We start from the raw sequence: 22,547 nt of genomic DNA, 5'->3' as shown, positions 1-22,547 counted from the left end.
ATTCATGTATTCGTATTCAAAAATTTTGTTATAAAAATCAACAGATTAGACTTTTAATGTTGTGATATGAGATTGGTCGCAGGTGTGGTTTGTCTCTGCTGATGGTTGAATGGGATGATTAAAAATTAGGACGAGTATTAATTTGTCTATTTCGCGTCGGATCGATGATGGGATTTTGATCTTTGTGGTTTACTTTGCGTGAACGTGCATGATACTTTTTGCCGCCTGAATCGGATGTCGTGCCGCGGATATCCGATTCGGTCGTCCGTCAATACGAGTTGCGGGGTTTGAGCAAAGGTGACGTGAACGACGGCGCACCCGTGGTCGCGGGTGCGTGTCGCGGAGTCTTCAAGCTTTCTGAGATAAGGAGAACGAATTGGATAGCTTTCAGCGAGAGATCCCGAAGAGCCGGGTGTCGATCACCCTTGATCTGCATACGGGTGGAGCGCAAAAGAAGGTCGAGTTGCCGCTGAAACTGCTGGTGGCGGGCGACTTCAGCGCCGGCCGTGAGCAGGCGCCGCTCGCCGAGCGCAAGAAGGTGAACATCGACAAGAACAACTTCGATGCCGTGCTGGCCGACTATGCGCCGGACCTCAGGATCGCCGCGGAAAACACGCTGGCCGGCGACGGTTCGGAACTGCCCATCAACCTGTCGTTCCGCTCGATCAAGGATTTCGCGCCCGAGCAGGTCGCGCGCCAGATTCCCGAGCTGCAGGCGCTCCTCGCGATGCGCAATCTGCTGCGCGACCTCAAATCGAACCTGCTCGACAACGGCACGTTCCGTCGCGAGTTCGAGAAGGTGCTGAAGGACGATCGCCTGTCCGCGAAGCTGCGCGGCGAACTCGCGCAGATCGCGACCGCCGCGACGCAGCCGGAAGGGCATGCGTGAAACGCGCTGGGCAAAACGCGCGTTCAGCGCATTCCGCAACATCGTAGCGATTCGATCGCAGACAGGACACGCCATGAAATCCACTGAAACGCAGCACGCCGGCGCGAGCGAGACCGTCGTGCTGGACGCCCCGCACGGGGATATCGACAGCGTCTATGCGTCGCTGTGCAGCAAGATCAACCTGAAGCCCGTCAGCGAAGCGCGCCCGCTCGAGGCGTTCCGCGACAACGACATGCTGTCCGAGGCGTCGGCCGACGAGCGCATCGCGCGCGGGATGGGCGCATTCCTCGAACTCGTCGCGAACGCGAGCCAGCCGGTGGACCGCCTCGACAAGTCGCTGCTCGATTTTCATATCGGCCAGCTCGACCGGCAGATCAGCCGTCAGCTCGACGCCGTGATGCACACGCAGGAATTCCAGGCGCTCGAGGCACGCTGGCGCGGCCTGAAGATGCTCGTGAGTCGCACCGATTTCCGCAAGAACGCACGCATCGAAGTGCTCGACGTGTCGAAGGACGCGCTGCAACGCGACTTCGAGGACACGCCGGAACTGATCCAGAGCGGCCTGTACCGCCTGACGTACATCGAGGAATACGACACGCCGGGCGGTCAACCGATCAGCGCGATGATCAGCGACTTCGAGTTCGCGAATTCGCCGATGGACGTCGCACTGCTGCGCAACATCTCGAAGGTGGCGGCCGCCGCGCACATGCCGTTCATCGGCTCGGTCGGGCCGGCGTTCTTCGGCAAGCAGTCGATGGAGGAAGTGGCAGCGATTCAGGATATCGGCAACTATTTCGATCGTGCCGAGTACATCAAGTGGAAGAGCTTCCGCGATACCGACGATGCGCGTTACGTCGGCCTGACGATGCCGCGCGTGCTCGGCCGTTTGCCGTACGGCAAGGACACGGCGCCGTTGCGAGCGTTCAACTACGAGGAGGCCGTCAAGGGCCCCGACCACGACAAGTACCTGTGGATGAATGCGTCGTTCGCGTTCGCGGCGAACATGGTGCGCAGCTTCGTGAGCAACGGCTGGTGCGTGCAGATCCGCGGTCCGCAGGCGGGCGGCAAGGTCGAGGATCTGCCGGTTCACCTGTACGACCTCGGCACCGGCCATCAGCCGAAGATCCCGACCGAGGTGCTGATTCCCGAAACCCGCGAATTCGAATTCGCGAATCTCGGCTTCATCCCGCTGTCGTTCTACAAGAACCACGACTTTGCGTGCTTCTTCTCCGCGAACTCGGCGCAGAAGCCGGCGCTGTACGAAACCCGGGAAGCGACCGCGAACAGCCGCATCAACGCACGGCTGCCGTACATCTTCCTGCTGTCGCGCATCGCGCACTACCTGAAGCTGATCCAGCGGGAGAACATCGGCACGACCAAGGATCGCCGTCTGCTCGAGCTCGAGTTGAACAACTGGATCAAGGGGCTCGTGACCGAGATGAAGGATCCGGGTGACGAGCTGCAGGCATCGCATCCGCTGCGCGAGGCGAAGGTCACGGTCGAGGACATCGAGGACAACCCGGGTTTCTTCCGGATCAAGCTGTTCATCGTCCCGCACTTCCAGGTCGAAGGGATGGACATCGGGCTGTCGCTCGTGTCTCAGATGCCGAAATCCAAGAACTGATCTGACATGTGATGGTGAGCCGCCGGGGTGACGAGGTTGCCCCGGCGGCACCGCATGTTTGCGCAACCGAGAAATTCCATGGCGATGATTCTGCCTTCGCAGGCTTATGAATTGAAACTCGCGCCGCATCCGGCGCCGTTCTCGATCCTGAAGTTCACCGGGCTGGACCGCGTGAGCCAGCTCTATCGATACGAGATCGAATTCACGAGCCCGGTGGCGGGGATTCCGATGGATCAGGTGCTGGGGCGACCGGCCAAGTTCAGCGCGGATCCAATCGATTCGAACATGGATTACCTGCGCAAGATGTTCGGGGAGAACGCCGCGCAGTTCAGTACGAAGCCGGCGGCGTATACGGTTCATGGCGTGATCACGCAGTTCGACGAGCGGGAGACGTCGGCGGACGAAACGCGCTACCGGGTCGTGCTGGAGCCCACCCTGGCCGATCTCGATCGTGCTGTGACCAGCCGGTTGTTTCAGAAGCAGTCGGTCGAGGAGATCGTGACCGACACATTGCGGCATTACGGTTACCGCGCGGGTGTCGATTTCCAGTTTCAGTTACGCGGGCAGTACAAACGTCGCGAGTACGTGACGCAGTATCACGAGACGACGTTTTCCTTCATTCAGCGCCTTTGTGCGGAAGAAGGGATCTGGTTTCGCTGGGAGCAAAAGAAGGATCGTGCGGTGGTCGTGTTCGGCGACGATCTGGATGCCTATGCGCGCAAGCAGCGCACGGTGCCGTATCGGCGTGACTCGGGGCTCGAGAGTGTCGGTGCGGATGCGATCAAGACGCTCGGGCGCGAAATGAAGCGTGTGCCGGAGGCGGTGCGGCTGCATGACTACAACCATCGGCAGGCCGAGGTGTCGCTGCTGGTCGAGGAAAACGCGGCGCGCGACGACAAGACGACGAACGCGGTCGATTATCGCTGGGGCGAGCATTACGAGACGCCGGACGAGGGCAAGCGGGTTGCGCGGTTGCGGCACGAGGCTTATCTGGCCGAGCAGATTACGTTCAAGGGAACGGGCAATCCGTTCTGGCTCGAGGCCGGCGAGGTGATGCGGGTCGAGCCGAAACCGGCTGACGCGAAGCACGGCGTTTTCGTTACGTCGGTCGAGTCGCACGGCGGGCGGAATGAGTCGTTCTGGGTGGCGTTCGAGGGAATTCCGTCGGATCGCGTGTGGCGCACGCCGGTGGCTTCGGTTTCACGGCCGGTGGTGGACGGGATCCTGCCGGCGCGGATTACGTCGCCGGGCAACTACAAGTATGCGTATCTGACCGAGCAGGGCTGGTACGTGATCAAGCTGCCGTTCGATCTCGATGAATGGAGCCCGGGTGGGACGAGCAGGCCGGTGCGGTTGGCGAAGCCGTATAGCGGTGGCGACTATGGGCATCACTTTCCGCTGATCGACGGGGCGGAGGTGGCGATTGTCCATACGGACGGCGATCCGAACCGGCCGGTGATCATCGGGGCAATGCATGACAGCGTGCATCCGGATCTGGTGAACAACCTGAACCATACGCGGAACCTTATTCGGACGGCCGCGCGGAATGAGTTGCGGATGGAGGATAAGGAGGGCGATGAGCATGTCCACTTGACGACGCCGTTTCAGACCAGTGAGCTGAATCTGGGTCACATGGTCGATGAGAGCCGCAAGGAGCGCGGTAAAGGGGCGGAACTGCGCACCGACGAGCATGTTGCGGTTCGAGGTGCAATGGGTGTGCTGGTGACGGCTGAGGCTCAGGTTGGAGGCGTCGGCGAGCAACTCGGGATGCAGGGTGCGCAAGGGTTGCTCGATCTGGCACTGCAGCAGATGCGCGGATTGGGAGAGGCGGCCGGCGTGGCGCAGGCGGTAGCGGCGGATTATGAGCGTCAGCGCGCATTGCTTGAAGGAACGCTGAAGGAGTTGAAGAAATCGGGTGTGCTCGTGAGCGCGCCCGACGGTATGGGGCTGGTCTCGGGAACCGATCTTCAACTGAGCGCGAAGGACCATCTGATCGCAACGGCGGGTGGGAACGCCGACATCGGTGTGATGAAGCGGTTTACGGTCGCGGCTGGCGAACTGGTATCGATCTTCGCGCAGAAACTGGGAATGAAGCTTTTTGCGGCGCGCGGGAAAGTCGAGATTCAGGCGCAGAGCGACGAGATGCATTTGCTGTCGGACAAGGACATGCGGATGACGAGTGCCAATGGCCGGGTGACGATCGAGGCGAAGAGCGAACTCATTCTCAAATGTGGCGGTTCGTACATTCGAATCTCGTCAACTGGCATCGAGGATGGGACGCAAGGAAACCGAACGATCAAGTCAGCGGCTTTCAGTCGTCAGGGGCCGAGTTCGCTTGCGGAATCGATGAATACGTGGAAGCACGCGAAGTTTGATGAGGAGTTTGTCGTCAAGTGGCCATACAGCGGAAAGCCGGTGCCTAATCGCAAGTATTCAATCATCCGGGAGGATGGGAGCGTAATCCGGGGCGTAACCGACGCGGAAGGCCGGGCGGGGTTGCAAAGGACTCTGTTCGCTGAAGGGATGCGGTTGCGCATTGACCCTGAGTGATCGTTGTCTATTTGCATTTCTTCAACTCACCAGTCGCGCGCGACTAGACGGAACCATTCAGATGCCTGTTGAACGTATCCTTGCCGCCAAACTTGCCGACGATGGTTCGGCGCACTATTCGTCGGCTTCGTCACCATCGGATGACAGCCACGCCGTTTGCCACATGGTGCCTGACCGGGTGATTCCGGTGATTTTCGTGCCGGGAGTCATGGGCAGCAATTTGATGAATAACCAAAATCAGTCAGTGTGGGTCGTCAATAGCGGCGCCGGCATGCTGCCTTGGTCTTGGAAAGATGCAGCATACCGGAAGCAGGCGCTGGACCCAGCCAATACCAAGGTCTTCGATGGAGGCGATCTCCCGAAAGGCACGTCGCTTACCGACGCCGAAAAGAAGGCGCGCGGGTGGGGCACGGTTTCCAAGAAAAGCTACGGGGACTGGCTGGTATGGCTGCAGGACGCGCTCGACGATGCTCACGCGGGAACCAATCACGGCCGCAACGGTTTGCGCAACAGTCTGATCAAGCAGGTGGTGGCGCCGGGCCTTGACACACTGAGCGACGATGAAGTTGAGCTGTCGTATCAATACAAACTTCCCGTTCACGCAGTGGGCTATAACTGGCTTCGTTCGAACAAGGATTCGGGGGAATATCTGGCTCTCGAAATTGATCGAATCATGAGTGACTATCGTAAGCATTTTCGTTGCGAAAAGGTCATTGTCGTTACTCATTCGATGGGCGGGTTGGTGGCACGCTATTGCTCAGAAGTAAAAGGGTATCGCACCAATATTCTGGGCATCGTGCACAGCGTGATGCCCGCCATCGGTTCGGCTACAGCCTACAAGCGGGTAAAGGCGGGGTGGGAGCCCGGTAACACAATCGAAGAGGGAATCGGCCGCAAGGTATTAGGCGAAACCGCCGCAGAGATCACAGCAGTATTTGCGCAATCGCCTGGACCATTGCAACTACTTCCGGATGCCAATTACGGTAACGGTTGGTTAAAGATTCGGGACGGCGATCGATTTGATTCGTTGCCTAGAGCGGGAGATCCCTATGATGAGATCTATAAAATGCGCGGGACGTGGTGGGGACTTGTCGACGATAAGCTTATCAATCCTCTCGATAAGGCGAAGGTTCATTTGGAGCGAGATTGGATCGCATATGTTGATCTCATTGATAAGCAGGTTAGAACGTTTCAAACCGTAATTAGTGATTGTTACCATGAGTACACGTATGCCTTCTACGGCAACGACGAGAAACACAAGACCTGGGGCGATGTAGTGTGGCGGCGGAGCTTGCCCAAGCGCAACCTGTTATCTAGCAGTACGCCGCCCATTATGAAGCCATTGGAGCTGGAAGGAAAATGGGATTCCCGCACTGGTGTTCAGCGCGTGATTGACCGTACGAAGCAACCCGTCCCAGCAATACATGATTTCGTTTTGCAACCGGCCGAGGAAAACGGCGATGGCACCGTTCCGGTCCGTTCCGGCCGTGCGCCCACACCTCATGCAAAGGCTTGCGTCGCCTTCGAGGGTGTCGACCACGAGGGCGCGTACAACCCGCTGCCATGCCGATTGTTCGCGCTTCGGGCAATCACGCGCCTGGTGTGGAACGTCAAGGGCACGTCCATGGAATACCGCGCATGTTGAAGACCAGTTGGCTAATCTGCGCAATATTGCTGACGGCGTGCGGTGTCAAGACACCGGCGCTCACGGAACAAGAGAAAAAGATGGTGAAGGAAATGACAATGGATATGAAGCCCCGCTGTGTTGGGCGTTACCTGATCGATTTGCCTGCCAGCGCTCAGCCGATCGGCCATGCAAAGTTCGAAGGCGTGATGGTCAATGCGAAAATCCAGACGCTGGAGGAGTTCGAGCACGGCATGATAGTGCGTGAGGCGGAACTGAAGGTAACCAAGAATCCACTCGGGTATCAGTTCTTCTTTGAGAGCGGCAAGGTGCGAGGCATCAAACACACGCGATATTTCATCTCCAATCCGGAGTTGAGCGATGCAAATCGAGATATCGAAGTTCATAAGTGGGATCGCGGTTATCAGATCAGCCTGAAGGTTGAAGGAACGGATTGGACTAAGTCTGTAGACAAGGAAAAATCTTGGGTCAAGAAGAAGGAAATCCAAAATGACGTGCCGCGCAAAATGGGACTCGCCTTCGATCTGATAGAAAATTTGCAAGGCCGTGCCGAAAATGTTATTCCGACCGAGCCTGGTGCCTGCTTCGTTGGCGGATTCATGCCGGGTAAGGCAAGTGCAGAAAACGAGAATATCTCGACCAACTATGTACTGGCCGACAAGACGGATGTGTCGTTCAACTGGGACAGCTTCGCCAATTTGCAGGCAACCAGCACTCTGCTGCCGCGCGTATGGAGCGCGGATGTTCAGGACGCGTTGAAAACTGCACGGGGTCGCGTCATTCGATCCGGGAGCGTCACGCTCCCCAGCGGCATGAAGGTGGACGAGGTATTGACGTCGGCACTGACGCTGGTACAGGTGCAGGGGCATCATTTCTCGGTAGAAACGAATTACCAGGGCACTCCGCAGGCGCCTTACATCGTTCTGGACATGGAAACCGCGAGCCCGAATTTTCTGACAGAGGCTGACACCATCAAGCAATCTTCGCTCACGGAAGGGGAGTCGGTTGCGTTGTGGGACGAGGTGATTCGTACGCTGCGGCCACGTCCCAACGGATTCTGAGCGATGAAAGCGATTGGGCTTAGTTCGATCTGCTGGATGATGTCGCTTGCGACCGGCGGGCGGAAGACACTCCTGCTCTCCGCGCAGGAGGGAAAGGTGGTAATGGAGATGACGGCAGAAACGAAGCCCAACTGTGCCGGGCGTTATCTGATTGATTTGCCAGCCAGCACTCAGCCGATTGGCCATACAAAATTTGAAGGCGTGATGGTCAATGCGATATTCCAGACGCTGGAGGAGTTTGAGCGCGGGATGAGAGCGTATTCCGGCGAAGCGCCGGGTAAAGCGGGCATTGCCATGAGCTTCGCACATGGGCACGGCAATCCCGGTCGATGCAATGACCATTTCGGATATGACCATCAAGCCAGTTATGGCGACGAGCACGGGCGATCACTGTACGCCACCATGTACGCAATTATCAAGATTGCTCAACAGGCCCGCTGGCATAAAAAGGAGTCGGCATGAAGGAAGGCTGGAGAACGCGCGCAATTGGGCGACATTTGGTAGACCTGCCCAGTGAAGCAGTAACTATTGAAACGTATAAATACAACGAGGTGACGATTGAAATTCTTGGCGAGATAACTACGCGGGAGAGCTTCGATGATTTGATTTCAAAGAGGGAGGAGGAGCTTCGTGGTATTAGGCACGTCAAGCACGGCAGTTTGTTTGTTGAGAGGATACAGCATGCCAATGGTTCGGTGACGCTGATCTCCTGGAATCGCCCCACAGGGAACATACTATACCTCTTCGATACCTACTTCCGAGCGGGTTCAAAAAGCCTGAAGTACTCCGGAGAGGTATCGCCGGATCTCCGGGACGCGGCATTGGCGACCTGTCAAAAAATGTCCGGTGAATGGCGAGAAATCCCTCGCGGTGAACTACCGGAAGGTATCGGTTTCGTGGCTGGGGACGTCATCTTGGTGGCCAAACGTTTCAACCCAGAAAGCTGGGAGTTGAACATCCGGTTGCCGAACAGACCCGATGTATGGTTCCGACTAACCGCCTATGCGCAGAAGAGGGTAGAACCAGGCCTGCGCGCTCGCGCCGGCGGGATTCTGCCGGCATTACTGGGAGCGGTGGCCGGTGTCGGCCAGTTGCGCAACCGAGCGCGACCAGTCGGCCCGATCGAAGCCGACGAGATTCTGGTGGCTGGCACGCAGGACGGCAAGCGGACTTACGGCTTCAAATGGGAAGCGCCGGGCAAGGCATACTCGCTGGCTGAACCCAACCTGAACGCATCGTTGCGGGTAGGCGAGAGCGCGTACCGCACGAACAAGGAATCGTTCGCCAACGACGGTGAGGCGCTGGAGCTGTGGGATGGCGTAGTGGAATCGATTCGCCTGCGCCCGGGGGCGGTATGAAGATGCTGTCTCGTAGAGCGGTTCTGATGATGCTTGTTGCCGTGCCAGCCGCCACGATGGTTCCTGGCGTCTCGTTGGGCGCGCCGCACGTGATGACGGTGAACGATGCGATGCGTTATTTATGCGACGAGGTGTTTCCCTCACCGAATCAAAAGCGGAATGAACCGCATTGTGCCGCAGACCGATGGCATAAGAAGAAGTCGATATGAAGCAAGGTTGGAGAACTCACGCTATTGGGCGCCATCTGGTGGATTTGCCGGCTGAGGCGATCACTGCTGAGACGTATTCATATAACCATGGCCGCATTGAGCTACTTCAAGAGATTAGGACGCAGATAAGCTTCGATAATCTAGTCGATAGAAGGGAGCGAGGGTTGCGGGCCAGTAAGCACGCCGTGCTTGGAAGTATGTTCGTTGAGCGCGTGCCGCATTCCAATGGCTCTGTTACCTTGGTATCTTGGTCTAGTGAGTACTCGGAGCGACAGTATTGCTTTAACTCTTATTTAAAAGCCGGGTCAAAGGCATTGATGTATACGGCTAATGTCGGCAGCGATAGGAAAAGGTTGATACTGGATTTTTGTGAGGATCTATCACGAGAGTGGCAGGAAATTCCACCCGACGAATTGCCGGAAGGCGTTGGTTTTGTGGCTGGCGACACTATATTGGTTGATGCGGATTTCAATCTCGAAAGTTGGGAGATGGTCATAAAACTCCCGAACAAGCCCGATGTCTGGTTTCGGCTGACAGCGTACACGCAACGCAAAATTGAGCCAGGCTTGCGCGCCCGCGCGGGTGGCATTCTGTCGGCATTGCTGGGAACGGTGGCGGGCGTGGGCCAATTGCGCAACCGAGCGCGACCAGTCGGCCCGATCGAAGCCGACGAGATTCTGGTGGCTGGCACGCAGGACGGCAAGCGGACTTACGGCTTCAAATGGGAAGCGCCTGGCAAGGCGTACTCGTTGGCCGAACCCAATCTGAACGCATCGTTGCGGGTAGGCGAGAGCGCGTATCCCACAAACAAGGAATCGTTCGCCAACGACGACGAGGCGCTGGAGTTGTGGGATGCCGTGGTGGACTCTATTCGGTTGCGTCCGGGGGCGGTATGAAGACTTTGTCCCGCAGGAAGGTCTTGATGGCGCTCGTCGTCGCGCCGGTAGTCACGTTGACGCCACGTATTTCGTTTTGTACGCCGCGCGTCACGACGGTGGGTGAAGTCATGCGGTATTTGTGCGAGGAGGTATTCCCCTCGCCATGCCAGAAGCGATTCGAATCGCATATGGCGTACAAATCATGATGTCGATCAATTTTTGGGTTACGTCGATTCTAGCGGTATTTCTTGCGGGATGTAATAAATCAACGAAACTTAACGGTCAAGAGGAAATGGCCGCAGATAAATTTTCTGAAAAAAATACCTACTGCATTGGACGATTTTTGATCGACATGCCGGCCGAAGTGCATGTTTTTGGAACAGCCAAGATCAAGGGGGTATCTTTTGAAACAAAAGCGATGTCGGAGGAGGCTTATCTCCATGCAATCGATGCATATGAAGCTATGCTGAAGGCGAAGGAAAGTCCATTGGGCTATCGATTCCTCTATGAACATGGCGAAGGTCCAGAAAAAGGTACGCGATATTTTGTTCGTCTAGAAAATGAAGGCCAGCCCGGGGACATGCATCGTCTTGTGGAGGCCTACAAGTGGCATGATGGATATCAAATCAAACTTTTTGTAGGCGCGTCAGATAGAGTCAATAGTGAGTACGTTAAAAAACATAAAGGAACGCCGTACGGCATACCGGGAAAATTGATCAATAACGTGCCGGAAAAAAGGCAACTCATCTTCGATCTACTTCGAAGGGTAGAGGGGCGCCCTACCCAAATTATTCCTACAGTGCCCGGCGTTTGCTTCCTTGGGGGATTTCTTCCAGGTAAGGCCGGCGAACGGGAGCAAGTGTTTACGCAATTCGTCTTGCGTGGTTATCGAGACGTTAGTTTCAACATCGAATCCGATACCGACATTCAGGAGCCGAACACGCTTCTGGAGCGAGGCGATAGCGTCAATGCCGCACTTCGGCTTAACGGTGGCCGGACGATTCGCAAAGGTTCAGTCGCTTTGGACGGTATGGAGGCTGAAGAATGGCTCGTGTCGGGAAAGACGGTGTTCGAGATACCGGGACATCATATGACACTGGAGGCCAACTCAAAGACGGGAAGCGCTGCAACACCTTTGCTGACGTTGGACATGGACACCGGGGCGCCGAACAATGTATTGCAGGAGAAAATTGACAAGGCTTCCTTAACGGATGGCGAATCTGTCGCCTTGTGGGATGCAGTGTCCCGAAGCCTTCGTCCACGTCGTGATGCTTTCTGAAAAATTTCAGCGTATCTCTTTGGGAGATCACTCCCAGAGCGGTGCTCCCGTATCAAAATGGTTTTTGAGGGTAGCGAATGCCCGTTGACTTCAACAAGCTACCACCCGAGGAGCCCGTTCCAGACGATCCACCGTCGCGACTCGTATGGACGATTGTTTTCTTCGTGATCGTGTTGGCCGGCGTATTTCTGGTCCTCCTTCTCTGGCCGAAAGGAGAGCCAACCCGGACTCCGTGGTTCTGGGTCTGCGTCATCGTATATCCGCTCGGCGTTGCTTCCTTCGTCGTGTTGAGGCGCTATAGCGTCTACGAAGGCCGACGTTTGGACGCAATCGTGTGGAACGAAGCCCGCAAAGAATATGTTGATGATGTATTCGAACAGGCAAGTCAGCCGCTCGCGGTTCTGGCTGCGAGCTACAGGTTCGCAAGCGACGCCAAGGAAGATGCGTTCGCCAAATTGCTGGATGGGTCCGTGATGCTCGAGCCGCGAATCGCCCCGAAGCCCGATACGCGTCCGGTGAACGCGCGTTGGTTCGAAAAGCCTGACGCGGATGAGGATGGCGTGCGGTTCGATACCGATGATAAGCGACGACGCCATGTCACTGCGTGGGCGTTCGGCGCGGTGATCGATGAGGTGGCTGACGCGGTGCGTTCAATGCCGCCGGATTTGAAGCTGACGGCCCAGTTGGTCGTGCCGGGTGCGGCGAGAACGGATGAAATCTTGGCGTCATGGCACGCACAGTGGCAGAAGCTGGATGGTCGAAAGCTTGATGCGGAGGTTTTGCCGGATATTGCCGATCTGATGTACGTCGACACCTGGCTTGATCGCGTCGAACAGAATTCCGATCAGGAAGCGCGACTTCTCGTCATTGTTCAGCTGAACGCCGTTCTTCAGGCGATGCCGCCAGATGGAAGCGCCGAAAGCGTCGTCGCGATTCTGTTCGTACCCGAGGCTGTGCGCCGCAAGTTCAATCTCGCATCGGTAGCGCTGATGCATCGACCCAACGGAACAAGCGACTGTTCTGTAGACGTCGCTCTCGCTCGTGCTGTGCAATGGGGAAAAGTGCAGACGTCGGAAATTAAGGGCGTATGGCGAGGTGGTGTCGATGGCACTACGGCAAATGCAACGACGGCTGCGCTGGCCAGGGCAAGCATAGGTACGAAGCCGGCGGATCTCGATTACATGGTCGGCCATGCCGGTGAGGCCGCGTCGTGGTTGAGCATGGCGTGCGCGGCCAAAGCGGCGGCCCGGGATGGCTCGACTCAACTGGTTGTGGCGACTAGCAGGACGAAACCGTGTTTCGCGGTAGTAAGGAATCTCGGTACGCGTTGAACCGTACATCGACTACCCAACGTTTGTTGGAGAACCTCGCAGCGCATTGCACCACCGGGAAATCAGGAGACCCAGATCATGATAAGGCGGTATGACATTCTGAAAGGCGACAAGACAACGTCCGATGGCACCGTATTGGGTGGCGATGCGAACGACAGGATCGGCGATCGCGAACAAGCATACGAGCGCGACGAGGTTTGGTGTCCGACGTGTCAGTCGATGGGGCTCATTGTGTGCGACGGGCCGCGATTGTCGATGAAAGATCCGAACGGTAGAGAGGGTGCGCTCAGTGACGATTTGTGCGTATGCAAATGCGATCCACCTCCTCGTCTGCTCCCGTCGCAGCGTTCGTCCTACGTCGATGTTTAAACGAATTATCCCGGGACCCCGAGCCAACCGCGCTCCGGTCACGTGGCGATTAACCAGCAGGACATGTGGCGGCCGTCGCGCCGCCCAGCCTGTTCCAACCTTGATTGAGTATGCTGAACAAGTTTCGGATCGACATTCTGAGCGTCGTTATAGCGGTCGTCCTGCCCGGACTGGCGGTCTGGCTAAAGGGGGATTCCTGGTTTGGCTTGCGTTCTGCCGAAGGGCGGGCAGGATGGATTGTCGCCCTTTGTATCCTGTTCGTCGTGCTTTTCTTGTGGTACAGCTTCGATTCCTCGGCACGCCCTGCGGTAGCAATGCGGCGAGTCAGGCATTGGGTCGGACGGCAGTTCAAGTCGGAAGCCGAACGGCGCGACAGCGCAACTCCCGAGGGGGCGGTACGTGCCGCTTCGCTGGCCAATAGCCTTCGCGACCGACATGGCTGGCGGTGGCGCTATCGCCAGCAATGGGTACTCGTGGTCGGCGATGAATCGTTCGTCAAGCGCCTGGCCCCGGGGCTCGCCGACACCGGGTATGCGATCACCGGTGATGCGATTCTCCTGTACGCCAAGCAGACAAGCAACGCGCTCGATACCGGCTGGCTCGACCATGTACGGGGCATGCGCAGGCGTCGCCCTGTCGACGCAATCGTCGCGGTGGAGCGCAACGGCAGTTCGGGCGGTTCCCCATGCGATGCGGACGATCCGTCTCAGCGGCTGATGCGGTACACGCGCGCATTGCGCTGGGCGGCTCCAGTGTATTTGCTGAACGTCACGGATTTCGGCAGCGAGTCGGCGGGGCCGGACGAAGCGATCGGCTTCACATGGACGAGTGCGCATGTCGACGCACAGGAAATCGACGCCTCGTTGCAGAATCTCTCCAGCAATCTCGCGGATGTTGGGGCTGCCCGGCTTGCGAACGATGCCCGCGATCGGTATCCCGCCGAATTGTCGCAGCATATTTCCGGGGTGAGCGGCGCGCTGGCGGGCCGGATACAGCAGATTACCCGGTCCCGATCGTGGAAGCACGCCGTCCATGGCGTGCTGTTTGCGCCGCTATTCAAGGAGAGAGAACTGGTACGGCCCGCGTCGGGTCTCACGCGTGACAATGCGCCGTCGAACGGCGCCCAACACCGCACCATCTGGCAAACCGTCGCCGCCCACAGCCGCAAGGTACACGGTCGCCGCATCGGTTTTTCGCTATCGACCACGGCGGCGTGGATGGCGACCGCGCTGATCGGCTGCTGGCTCGTCGGCACGCTGCTGTCCGGCTTCGCCAACCGCGCGACGATCGGGAGCGCCACGAATACGGTTGCGAAGCTCGCCGGAGCCCTGAACCCGACGCAATCGCTGCAAACGCTCACCGACCTCGACCGTCAAATCGACACACTCGAAATCCACCTGCGCACCGGCGCATCTGTCACCACCCGTTTCGGCTTGAACCGCGACCACGCGCTGCTCGACGCCCTTTGGCCGTACTACGCCGATGCCGCAAACCGCATCCTCATCGGCCCGATCCGCCAGAGACTCGAGGCAAGACTGCATCAACTCGCGTCGCTGTCCGACGCGGAAATCGCGAGCGGCGGCGACGCCCAGGTGCAGGCCGCCTACGACACGCTCAAGACTTACCTGATGCTCGCCAGGCCCGAGCGGGCCGTGGCCACATTCCTGACGCCCCAACTTGTCGCGACATCCGCGCCGGGACGCCCGGCCGGTTCGCAGCTGTCGCGAGGCAAATGGGAAGATATGCGTCAGCACGCGATCACGTTCCTTGCCAATCACATCGGGCACGAAGCCGGAGCGAGCCGCGCCGCGCTGGTGATTTCCCCGGACGGTGCGCTGATCGCGTCCACCCGTCAGACGATCGTCGGCGTGCGCGGCATTCAGAACTCCGGGGAAGCGATCTACCAGCAGATCATCGACGAAGCGATACCGAAATATCCGCCGCTATCACTCGCGACGCTGCTCGGCGACGCGGCGTCGCAAGCGTCGGTCAGCAGCGCGACGAGCCGTGGCCTGTTCGGCACGACGGCGACCGTACCCGGCGTATTCACGCGTGCAGCATGGGAAGAGCGCATCTCGAAGGCAATCGACGAAGCCGGCGAGCAACGCGATGTGGCGAGCGACTGGATACTCTCCGACACCAAGTCGGCCAATGCCTCCCCGTCGACGTTGAAGGCCGAACTGCGCCGGCGCTACTTCGACGATTACGCGCGCGCATGGGCGCTCTTCCTCAATAGCCTGCGCTGGCAACCTGCACCGACGCTATCAGCCACGGCTGATCAACTCACGCTACTGGGCGATCCGCAACGCTCGCCGCTCGTCGCGTTGATGAATGCGATCGTGTATCAGGCGGGAACGGGAGCCAACACCCAGTCGCTGTCCGACACGCTGATCAGCAAGGCACAGCAACTGGTCGGTGCCGACGAGAAAGATCCGTCGAAGCAGGCAAAGCCACAACTTGCGCCGCTCGCGGCCGCATTCGGGCCGATCTTGCGTTTGACCGGTAGCGATCTCGTTGCGGGGGCGCCATCCGGCGGCAAGGCCGTCACACCGCCGGCAGCAACCGGCGACCTGAGCCTGGCACGCTATCTGGAGCGGATCACGGCGATGCGCCTGAAAACGTCGCAGATCGTATCCAGCCCGGATCCGGACGCGATCGCACGGCTGGCCGCGCAATCCGTGCTGCAGGGCAAGACTTCCGATATCGCCGACAGTCGCGATTACGCGAGCCGTGTCGCCGCAAGTCTCGGTGAACAATGGTCCGGATTCGGCGCATTGTTCCGCGCACCGTTCGATCAGTCGTGGCAGGTCATCGTGCAGCCGGCCGCTGCAAGCCTGAACGAAATCTGGCGCATCGCGATCCTGGCGGACTGGAACAAGACCTTCGGCGGCCGCTATCCGTTCGCGGATTCGGACAACGACGCGTCGCTGCCCGAGATGGCGCGCTTCATGCGTCCGGACAGCGGCGTGATCGCGCGGTTCGTGACGTCGCAACTGGCCGGTGTCGTCGAACGGCAGGGGGACCGGTGGGTCGCCGCGCAGGGAGCCGACTCCGGCGCATTGACGATCGATCCGGCTTTCCTCAACGGCCTGAACAAGCTCACGCGCACGTCGACGGTGCTGTTCCCGTCAGGCGATGCACGCGTGCGTTACGAACTGCGGGCCGAGCCGACGCCGGGCATCACCGACATGCGATTCGTGCTGTCCGGCCGCGAATTGCACTACTTCAACCAGAAGCAGGAGTGGACGCCGTTCGAGTGGCCGGGGCAGTCGCTCGAGAACCTGTCGCACATCGAGTGGCAGACGGAACAGGGCGGCTTGCGCACCGCGCTTGATTCGCAGGGGCGCTTCGGTTTCATCAGGCTGCTGGAGCGCGCGAAGGTCACACAGCAGGACAACGCCCGCTATCTGCTGACCTGGACGCCCGACACGAGCCAGGGCATCCCACTCAGGGTGCAATTGCGCAGCGAAGCCGGCGCCGGCCCGCTGGACGTTCTCCAGTTGCGCCATTTCGCGTTGCCGGCACGCGTGTTCGTGACGGCAGCAGCGAACGCCGGGGCGCGGGCCTCGGCGAGCGGCCCGCCGCCGTTGCCGATGTCGGCGATCGAGGCGGCGAAGCATGCGGCCGTGCCGCTGCCGCGGGGGCTTCCGGGCAGAAGCCCGTTGCCGGATGAAACGATGTGGGCGGCGCCGGAGCAGATATCCGGCCGGGATACCGATCTCAAGCCGACTCGAGCGCCGATGCAAACGACCACGGCCGTCTCGACGACACAAACGACGCCGAAGCCTGCGATCTCGCCCGCGGCGACGACGTCGGCGCTTTCGGATTCACCCGCCAGCCCGTTCGGGCATGCCCTCGCGTTGCTGGGCGACGCATTTGTATTTTGAGTCATGCGATGACGCTAGCCAATTTTGTAAAGACACTCGTCGGGGGCCCTCGCGACGACTCACTTCAGAGGGCACGGACGGATACCTGGGCCGCGTGGATTGCGCCGATACCGGGCGACCACGCGTGCGGGCGCGACCCCGGCTACGAGGACGCCTTCTTCGAACTGAAGGACGAGGCCGGCAAACTATCGGGAATCGACGACGGCCTGATCGTCCGTGCATGCGAACACCTGCTGAAGGAAACCGGCAAGGATTTGCGCGTCGCCGGCTACTACGCGTTCGCACGCCTGCGGCAGGACGGCCCGGCAGGTTTCGCCGATGGACTCGAACTGAGCGCCGCGCTCGTCGACCGGTTCGGTGAGGCCGTGTTGCCGGCCCGTCACGAAGCGAAGAAAGCCGCACTGGAAATGCTCGCGACCGCGCGCCTGATCGAAACGCTGGATCGCCACGGCGATTTCGCGCCGGCCGATCTCGAGCGTGCGCTCGCAGCGCTCGACGCGCTCATGACGCATACGCAGGCGTGGCCCGACGCTGCTCGTCCGAATCTGCAGCCGCTCGTGTCCCGCTTCGATAAAAAGGAAGCACCGGTGCGCGGTGCCGATTCGGGCATGGCAATGCCGCCGGCAAGTGCTCCGGGCAAAACTTCAGCCGGCTCGATCGCCTCGACGCTCGATTTGCTCAATCAGGCACGTGCAATGTCGGCGTGGCTGCGCGATCAGGAAAACGGCTACTTGCCGTCGGTGCGCGTCGTGCGAAGCATTCGATGGGACACGTTGCACGACGTGCCGCCTGCGGACGCCGCTTCTCACACGCGCCTGACACCCCCGCGCGCCGAGTTGCGACAGCAGATGAAGCGGCTCGCGCTGCAGAAGCACTGGCACGAGTTGCTGGAGCGTGTCGAGGGTGCGTTCATGGAGGGCGTGAATCATCTGTGGTTCGACTTGCAGTATTTCCAGCACGTCGCGCTCGATCATGTTGGTACCCCATACAGCGAGTGGCGCGAACTGTTGCGCGCCGATTTCGCGCTGTTCCTCGAACGGTTGCCGGGCATCGAACGGCTGGCATTCAGCGACGGCACGCCGTTCGCCGACGACACGACGCTCGAATGGATCGCCCGGCATGCCGTCGTGCGCAATCTGGAAGCGGGCGAGACGGTCGTGCCGCTGCCCGTCTGCGCGGATAGCGAAAGCGATTCAACCGGCGACTGGCCGGAGATCGAAAGCCAGGCCCGTGAACTCGCCGCGCGCGAAGGCGTCGAGATGGCCTTCGCGTGGCTCGAAGCGCTGCCCGGCATGAAAACCGATCGGCATCGCTATTTGCAGCGGCTCGTGATGGCGCGCCTGGCAGACCATGCCGGCCGGCCCGATACGTCGCTCGCGTTGCTGGCCGAACTCGACGCGTCGGCCCGGTCGCTGCCGCTGATGCGCTGGGAGCCGGCGCTGACGTTCGAGGTGAAGCAACAACTTGTCAAGGCACTGAAAGCGATGAGCAACCGCAAGGACGCCGACAAGCCGGCGCTCGCCCGCCGCATCGGCGAATTGCAGGCGGAACTCACGGTACTCGACCCTGCCCGTGCATTGACCCTTTCGTAACGGATTCTCATGAACAACAACGATCCCATCCTGCGCTACTACGAAGCGGAAATGCGCTATCTGCGCGAATCCGGCAAGGAATTCGCGAAGGCGCACCCCGACCGCGCTCGCCTGCTCAATCTCGACCGCGTCGGCGATCGCGATCCGTACGTCGAACGTTTGTTCGAAGGTTTCGCGTTCCTGACCGGCCGGCTCAGGCAAAAGCTCGACGACGAACTGCCCGAACTGACCGAAGGGCTCGTCAGCCTGTTGTGGCCGCACTATCTGCGGATGATTCCTTCGCTGTCGATCGTCGAGCTGACGCCGTTCGCGGAGACGCTTCAGAAAACGATCGTCGTGCCGGCCGGCGTGCCGGTGCGTTCCTCGCCGATCAACGTGCCTGCTGCGGGCGCAGCCCCAGGCGTGGCGCCGCGAACGGTGCAATGCCTGTACCGGACGACGCAGGCGGTTGCATTGCAGCCGGTGTCGATCACGCATGCCGGGCCGGCCGTGCGTCACGACGGCCGCTCGGTGATCCGCGTCGGCTTCGCGTTGCAAGGCTCGGCGCTGCGCAAGGAGACGGATCTGTCGCGGCTGCGGCTGCATCTGAACGCCGATCAGCCGACCGCGTTCGCGATGCATCTTGCGTTGACGCGCCAGGTCGATGCAATTCACTGGCGCGTTCCGGAAATACGCGATGGCGAAACCGTGCCGCTGCCGGGCGTCACGATCGAGCCGGCAGGCTTTTCGACGGAAGAGCGGCTGTGGCCCAAAGCCGATGCGGCGTTCTCCGGCTATCAGCTGCTGCTCGAATACTTCACGTTCCGGGAAAAATTCCTGTTCGTCGATCTGTGCGGACTCGACATCACGAAGCTGCCCGAAAAATCGACTCGCTTCGAACTGGAAATCGTTCTGAAGGAAGCCTATCCGTCGGATCAGCGGTTCAACGCAGAGAACGTGCGGCTGTTCTGTTCGCCGGTGATCAACCTGTTCGAACTGGATGCCGAGCCCATCGAGATCGACCATCACGAAACCGAATATCGCGTCGTGCCGGCGGGCCATCAGGGCGCGCATGTCGAGACTTACTCGGTCGATGCGGTCGCGACGTTCGATCACGATACGGCCGAGCGATACGAATACGTGCCGTTCGCGACGTTCCGGCATCGCGGCGGCATGCTGCGGCACGAGGCGCCGGAGCGCTATTTCCACACGCGCGTGCGTGCGGGCGTATCGGGGCTCCACGAAATGTGGGTGATTCTCGGCGGTCACGCGTGGGAAACGATGGACACGCTGCCGGAGGAAAGCCTGTCGCTGCGCGTGACGGGCACGAACGGACTGCTGCCGCGCAAGGGGTTGCGCGAAGCGAGCCTCGATGCGCTGGCGGCCAGCACGCCGAACGTCGCGGGCGTGCGCAATCTCGTGTCGCCGACGTTGCCGCTGTATCCGCCGACGGACGACCGTTTCCAGTGGCGCGTGCTGTCGCATCTCGCGCCCAACTTCCTGTCGATGATGGACGCGGAAGTGTTGCGTGGCGCTTTGGCGCTGTACGACTGGACGAACGACGAACTGAACCGGCGGCGGCTCGCCGGCATCCTGCATGTGTCGCAGGACATGATCGAGGAGGTGTCGCGCGGCGCGGTCGAGCGCGGCGTGCTGATCGAGGTCATGCTCGATACGCATGCGTTCTCCGGCGAAGGCGACGTGATGCTGTTCGGCGAATTGCTGCATCGCTTCTTCGGTGCGTATGCGGAGATCAATCTGTTCACGAAGCTGGCGATCGTCAGCCTGCCGTCGCGGTCGAGAACGGAATGGCCGCGCAGCAAGGCGCGGCGGGCACCGCTATGACGGCTTCGATCGACCAGACGGGCGCCGACGTTACCGAGCCGACAAGACTGCCGGCCATTGCCGGGACGCTGTTCGCGCAGGCGCCGAAAATGACGTTCATGCAGTTCTGTCGTCTGTTGGAGGCATGCGCGCCCGAACGCACCGGGTTCGGCACGCGCGATACGCCGGAATACGAGCCGGTGCGATTCCGGCCGCGTCCGCGATTGGGGTTTCCGGCGGGCGAGATGGCCGCCGTCGAATTCGACGACGAACAACCCGATGCGCCGCCGACCGTACGCACGACCTTCATGGGGCTTTACGGCGTCGATGCGGCGATGCCGTCGCACATGATCGACGAGATCGTGCTGCGGGAGGAAGGGCATGAGGCGGTCGAGGCGTTTCTCGATCCGTTCAATCACCGAACGGCGACGCTGTTGTATCGCGCATGGAAGAAATATCGTTATCCGGAGCATTTCCGCGCCGGCGGTGTTGACGACTATTCGCAGAGCCTGTTGTGTCTGGCCGGATTCGGATGGGGCGACAAGCCTTTGCGGGCAGGCCTACCGGATTCGCGGATGCTCGCGTTGCTGGGGCTGCTGATCCAGCGCACGCGTACGTCGGAAGGGCTGGCCGGCGTGGTGGCGCTGGCTGCGCCGGGCGTCGATGTTCGTGTCGACGAATTCTGGGCCGTGACGACGAGTGCCGGTCGGCCGAAACCGTTGACGTCGGCGAAGCCGGGTGCGGATGCGCTGTCGGACGGGAAGCGCAATGGGCTCGGTGGCGGTTACGTGCTCGGCAGGCGTCTCGCGTATCGCAGCCGGGCGGTGTGTGTGACGCTGCGGCCGGCCGATGCGCGGCAGGCCCAGGATCTGTTGCCGGGCGCATGGCTGCATCGGGAGGTGATGGCATTCGTCCAGCTGTATGTGGGCATCAAGGCCGATGTGCATTTGCGGATGGAGGTGTCGTCCCGGTTCGTGCCGCATCCGTCTGTCGGGGTCGAACGTGCCGGCCCGGCGCCGCGTCTCGGCTGGACGACGGTATTGCCGTCGGCGGACGAACGAATGATCGACATCGCACTGGGTATCTACGAGGCGTTGCCCGCGTCAAAACCCAACCCGCACCTCGTGCCGCGCACGATCTGATTCCGGAGTTTCCATGTTCTACCGAATGAGTGCGGCCACCGCTGCCGCCGTATTGTTGCTGTCGGGTTGTGGTGCCTGGCAGTCGGTGTCGGACGCGTCGTCGAATGCGTATCGGGCCGTATTTTTCAAGCAGGTGAAGGTGCTTGATGTAGACCTTGATGCACGTGCCGCGCTGAACCCGGACGCCGCGGGACGACCGACGTCGGTCGCCGTGCGCGTCTACCAGTTGAAGGATCGCAAGATGTTCGATGGGGCGTCATACGACGATCTGTTGAAGCACGACCGGACTGTGCTCGCCCAGGATCTGCAGGCGGACATGTCGACGGTCGTGAACCCTGGAGCATCGGCAAGCCTGTCTCAGCCGATGCAGCGAGAGACGGAGTATGTGGCGGTCGTTGCGTTGTACCGCGTACCCGGAGCCGCCCAGGACTGGAAGCGAGTCATCGAGAAAAAGAAGCTCGATGCGGACAAGCCCTTGCGTATCGAGTTGACGTCGAATGGGCTAAAGATGCAGGGAGACATGCCGAAATGAATATCGTCCCTTCAGGTGCCCGAGCCTGCCGAGACGGCCAATTGGCATGAAGGACGGCCCATTCGCCGAACCTGTCCGCATTTTTGTGGGCGAGGCGGTTGAACAACAGGTTATCCACGCGCCTGCGTGAATCGCTCGCCGAACAGGATAGCAAACTGGTTCATCGCTGATTTCCAGTCGAAGGCGGCCCGCACGGTCTTGGCCAGCACGTTGCGCAGCGCCAGCCAGAGCAGCTTGATCGCCGCCTCGTCATTGGGGAAGTGACCACGGGTCTTGATGATCTTGCGCAGTTGCATGTTCAGACTTTCAATGGCATTCGTTGTGTACACAACCCGTCGGATCTCCGGCGGAAACACGAAGAACGGTATGACGTGCTCCCACGCGCGTTGCCATGACTG

At 60.0% G+C, this 22,547-nt stretch carries 18 protein-coding genes; 17 read left to right on the top strand and 1 reads right to left on the bottom strand.

Annotation, left to right across the window (positions count from 1 at the left end; genetic code table 11):
* Positions 1–376: 376 nt before the first annotated feature.
* From tssB to tssJ, 17 genes are all read left to right on the top strand, one after another.
* A complete protein-coding gene (gene tssB / locus SB786_RS03450; protein ID WP_410726205.1) occupies positions 377–889 on the top strand; it encodes a type VI secretion system contractile sheath small subunit in 513 nt (170 codons plus the stop codon).
* A gap of 73 nt (positions 890–962) precedes the next feature.
* Positions 963–2,513: a type VI secretion system contractile sheath large subunit gene (tssC, locus tag SB786_RS03445; RefSeq protein WP_410726204.1), complete on the top strand. Its 1,551-nt coding sequence runs from the start codon at positions 963–965 to the stop codon at positions 2,511–2,513.
* Between the two features lie 78 nt (positions 2,514–2,591).
* Entirely contained in the window at positions 2,592–5,063 is a 2,472-nt protein-coding gene (locus SB786_RS03440; protein ID WP_410726203.1) for a type VI secretion system Vgr family protein, read from the top strand.
* 61 nt (positions 5,064–5,124) lie between these two features.
* Complete coding sequence (locus tag SB786_RS03435; protein WP_410726202.1) at positions 5,125–6,708, top strand: lipase/acyltransferase domain-containing protein; 1,584 nt, start codon at positions 5,125–5,127, stop codon at positions 6,706–6,708.
* Positions 6,702–7,769: a T6SS immunity protein Tli4 family protein gene (locus SB786_RS03430; protein ID WP_410726201.1), complete on the top strand. Its 1,068-nt coding sequence runs from the start codon at positions 6,702–6,704 to the stop codon at positions 7,767–7,769. Before SB786_RS03435 ends, SB786_RS03430 begins: the two co-directional genes overlap by 7 nt.
* A 3-nt stretch (positions 7,770–7,772) precedes the next feature.
* Positions 7,773–8,231 carry a hypothetical protein gene (locus tag SB786_RS03425; protein WP_410726200.1) on the top strand — a complete coding sequence of 153 codons (459 nt, stop codon included), beginning with the start codon at positions 7,773–7,775 and terminating at the stop codon, positions 8,229–8,231.
* Positions 8,228–9,127 (top strand): T6SS immunity protein Tli4 family protein, encoded by a 900-nt coding sequence (locus SB786_RS03420; RefSeq protein WP_410726199.1) that lies wholly within the window; start codon positions 8,228–8,230, stop codon positions 9,125–9,127. Before SB786_RS03425 ends, SB786_RS03420 begins: the two co-directional genes overlap by 4 nt.
* Entirely contained in the window at positions 9,124–9,336 is a 213-nt protein-coding gene (locus tag SB786_RS03415) for a hypothetical protein (protein ID WP_410726198.1), read from the top strand. Before SB786_RS03420 ends, SB786_RS03415 begins: the two co-directional genes overlap by 4 nt.
* Positions 9,333–10,232 carry a T6SS immunity protein Tli4 family protein gene (locus SB786_RS03410; protein WP_410726197.1) on the top strand — a complete coding sequence of 300 codons (900 nt, stop codon included), beginning with the start codon at positions 9,333–9,335 and terminating at the stop codon, positions 10,230–10,232. Before SB786_RS03415 ends, SB786_RS03410 begins: the two co-directional genes overlap by 4 nt.
* A gap of 145 nt (positions 10,233–10,377) precedes the next feature.
* Positions 10,378–11,493: a T6SS immunity protein Tli4 family protein gene (locus tag SB786_RS03405; RefSeq protein ID WP_410726196.1), complete on the top strand. Its 1,116-nt coding sequence runs from the start codon at positions 10,378–10,380 to the stop codon at positions 11,491–11,493.
* A gap of 77 nt (positions 11,494–11,570) precedes the next feature.
* Positions 11,571–12,824, top strand: a complete 1,254-nt coding sequence (locus SB786_RS03400) for a hypothetical protein (protein ID WP_410726195.1) — start codon at positions 11,571–11,573, stop codon at positions 12,822–12,824.
* Between the two features lie 78 nt (positions 12,825–12,902).
* A complete protein-coding gene (locus tag SB786_RS03395; protein ID WP_410726194.1) occupies positions 12,903–13,193 on the top strand; it encodes a PAAR domain-containing protein in 291 nt (96 codons plus the stop codon).
* Positions 13,194–13,303: 110 nt separating this feature from the next.
* Positions 13,304–17,080 (top strand): ImcF-related family protein, encoded by a 3,777-nt coding sequence (locus SB786_RS03390; protein ID WP_410726193.1) that lies wholly within the window; start codon positions 13,304–13,306, stop codon positions 17,078–17,080.
* Between the two features lie 8 nt (positions 17,081–17,088).
* Positions 17,089–18,672, top strand: a complete 1,584-nt coding sequence (gene tssA, locus SB786_RS03385) for a type VI secretion system protein TssA (protein WP_410726192.1) — start codon at positions 17,089–17,091, stop codon at positions 18,670–18,672.
* 9 nt (positions 18,673–18,681) lie between these two features.
* Positions 18,682–20,496: a type VI secretion system baseplate subunit TssF gene (tssF, locus tag SB786_RS03380; protein ID WP_410726191.1), complete on the top strand. Its 1,815-nt coding sequence runs from the start codon at positions 18,682–18,684 to the stop codon at positions 20,494–20,496.
* Positions 20,460–21,617 (top strand): type VI secretion system baseplate subunit TssG, encoded by a 1,158-nt coding sequence (tssG, locus tag SB786_RS03375; protein WP_410726190.1) that lies wholly within the window; start codon positions 20,460–20,462, stop codon positions 21,615–21,617. The genes tssF and tssG overlap by 37 nt, the downstream gene beginning before the upstream one ends.
* Positions 21,618–21,630: 13 nt before the next feature.
* Positions 21,631–22,149 (top strand): type VI secretion system lipoprotein TssJ, encoded by a 519-nt coding sequence (tssJ, locus tag SB786_RS03370; RefSeq protein WP_410726189.1) that lies wholly within the window; start codon positions 21,631–21,633, stop codon positions 22,147–22,149.
* 110 nt (positions 22,150–22,259) lie between these two features.
* On the opposite strand, the gene SB786_RS03365 is transcribed toward tssJ, so the two are convergent.
* Positions 22,260–22,547, bottom strand: a 288-nt coding sequence (locus SB786_RS03365; protein ID WP_139164708.1) for a transposase, incomplete at its 5' end; no start/stop codon positions are given.

Origin of the sequence: Burkholderia sp. SIMBA_062, from assembly GCF_046534765.1 — a bacterium.
Classification (GTDB): Bacteria; Pseudomonadota; Gammaproteobacteria; order Burkholderiales; family Burkholderiaceae; genus Burkholderia; species Burkholderia ambifaria.
The sequence above is the reverse complement of the archived record's forward strand: the minus strand, read 5'-3'. Positions and strand labels throughout refer to the sequence as shown.

Bases quoted from the DNA above. Each gene is read 5' to 3' on its own strand.
- tssC (WP_410726204.1), top strand. From the start codon at position 963: ATGAAATCCACTGAAACGCAGCACGCCGGCGCGAGCGAGACCGTCGTG.
- SB786_RS03440 (WP_410726203.1), top strand. From the start codon at position 2,592: ATGGCGATGATTCTGCCTTCGCAGGCTTATGAATTGAAACTCGCGCCG.
- SB786_RS03435 (WP_410726202.1), top strand. From the start codon at position 5,125: ATGCCTGTTGAACGTATCCTTGCCGCCAAACTTGCCGACGATGGTTCG.
- SB786_RS03430 (WP_410726201.1), top strand. From the start codon at position 6,702: ATGTTGAAGACCAGTTGGCTAATCTGCGCAATATTGCTGACGGCGTGC.
- SB786_RS03425 (WP_410726200.1), top strand. From the start codon at position 7,773: ATGAAAGCGATTGGGCTTAGTTCGATCTGCTGGATGATGTCGCTTGCG.
- SB786_RS03420 (WP_410726199.1), top strand. From the start codon at position 8,228: ATGAAGGAAGGCTGGAGAACGCGCGCAATTGGGCGACATTTGGTAGAC.
- SB786_RS03415 (WP_410726198.1), top strand. From the start codon at position 9,124: ATGAAGATGCTGTCTCGTAGAGCGGTTCTGATGATGCTTGTTGCCGTG.
- SB786_RS03410 (WP_410726197.1), top strand. From the start codon at position 9,333: ATGAAGCAAGGTTGGAGAACTCACGCTATTGGGCGCCATCTGGTGGAT.
- SB786_RS03405 (WP_410726196.1), top strand. From the start codon at position 10,378: ATGCCAGAAGCGATTCGAATCGCATATGGCGTACAAATCATGATGTCG.
- SB786_RS03400 (WP_410726195.1), top strand. From the start codon at position 11,571: ATGCCCGTTGACTTCAACAAGCTACCACCCGAGGAGCCCGTTCCAGAC.
- SB786_RS03395 (WP_410726194.1), top strand. From the start codon at position 12,903: ATGATAAGGCGGTATGACATTCTGAAAGGCGACAAGACAACGTCCGAT.
- SB786_RS03390 (WP_410726193.1), top strand. From the start codon at position 13,304: ATGCTGAACAAGTTTCGGATCGACATTCTGAGCGTCGTTATAGCGGTC.
- tssA (WP_410726192.1), top strand. From the start codon at position 17,089: ATGACGCTAGCCAATTTTGTAAAGACACTCGTCGGGGGCCCTCGCGAC.
- tssF (WP_410726191.1), top strand. From the start codon at position 18,682: ATGAACAACAACGATCCCATCCTGCGCTACTACGAAGCGGAAATGCGC.
- tssG (WP_410726190.1), top strand. From the start codon at position 20,460: ATGGCCGCGCAGCAAGGCGCGGCGGGCACCGCTATGACGGCTTCGATC.
- tssJ (WP_410726189.1), top strand. From the start codon at position 21,631: ATGTTCTACCGAATGAGTGCGGCCACCGCTGCCGCCGTATTGTTGCTG.